The organism is Acidimicrobiia bacterium (genome assembly GCA_029210695.1).
Classification (GTDB): Bacteria; Actinomycetota; Acidimicrobiia; order Spongiisociales; family JAHEDJ01; genus JAHEDJ01.
Genome location: JARGFH010000145.1, coordinates 1 through 1,262, shown reverse-complemented (window position 1 = coordinate 1,262; position 1,262 = coordinate 1). Strand labels below are relative to the sequence as shown.

At 56.7% G+C, this 1,262-nt stretch carries 1 protein-coding gene; it reads left to right on the top strand.

Annotated elements, in window-relative coordinates; genetic code table 11:
- Positions 1–1,215, top strand: a 1,215-nt coding sequence (locus tag P1T08_18800; GenBank protein MDF1598123.1) for a DUF5011 domain-containing protein, incomplete at its 5' end; no start/stop codon positions are given.
- Positions 1,216–1,262 lie beyond the last annotated feature (47 nt).

The window sequence follows — 1,262 nt, the reverse complement described above, 5'->3', positions numbered from 1 at the left end:
GTCACCGTGTCCCGGATTGTGGATGTTGTGGATACGACAGTGCCGGTGATCTCGTTGACAGGAGCCAACCCGCAGACCATCGAGGTTGGAAGCCCGTATGTCGAGTTGGGGGCGACTGCTTCTGACACCTATGACGGTGATATTTCGGGTTCGATCGTGATCGATGCGACCGCCGTGGATGTCTTCACTGTGGGTTCGTACGCGGTGTTCTATGACGTTGTCGACGCAAACGGCAACCCGGGTTCGGCCATCCGAACAGTCAATGTGGTTGACACCACTTTGCCGGTGATCACATTGACTGGTGTCGATCCGCAGACGATCGAAGTCGGCAGCCCATACGTTGAACTAGGTGCGACGGCTTCTGATAACTACGACGGGGACATTTCGGGTTCGATCGTGATCGACGCCACTGCTGTGAACAGCGGAGTCGTTGGTTCGTATTCGGTGACGTATGACGTTGTTGATGCCAACGGCAACTCGGCCGTCACCGTGTCCCGGATTGTGGATGTGGTTGATACCACTGTTCCGGTGATCACCCTGGTGGGTGGAGATCCGCAGACGATCGAGGTGGGCAGCCCCTATGTCGAGTTGGGGGCGACTGCTTCTGATAACTATGACGGGGATATTTCGGGCAGCATCCTCATCGACGCGACCGGTGTTGATACCAACACAGTCGGCAGTTACACGGTGACCTATGACGTTTCGGATGCCAACGGGAATGCTGCGGTTCAGGTGACTCGGACCGTCAATGTGGTGGACACGGGTGCTCCGGTGATCACCCTGTTGGGATCGGATCCGGTGACGGTTGAGGTTGGCTCCCCGTATGTGGATGCTGGCGCTACCGCCTTTGATGTTGGTGACGGTGACATCACGGCCGGCATCGTGACGGTCAATCCGGTCAACACTTCTGTGGTTGGTTCCTACGTCGTTACTTATGACGTCATCGACTCGCAGAGCAACCCGGCTGTGCAGGTGACCCGCACAGTGAATGTGGTCGACACCACTTTGCCGGTGATCACACTGTCTGGGGCTGATCCGCAGACCATTGAGGTTGGCAGCCCCTATGTCGAGTTGGGTGCGACAGCTTCTGATAACTATGACGGTGATCTCACGGGCAGCATTGTGATCGATGCGACCGGTGTTGATACCAACACGGTTGGTTCCTACGTCGTGACCTACGACGTTACCGGCGCTTCGGAATTGAGCGGGGTGTAGGGGTTCCCGGTTGATTAGGAGGGCTCTGCCAATCTGATGGTTACTAC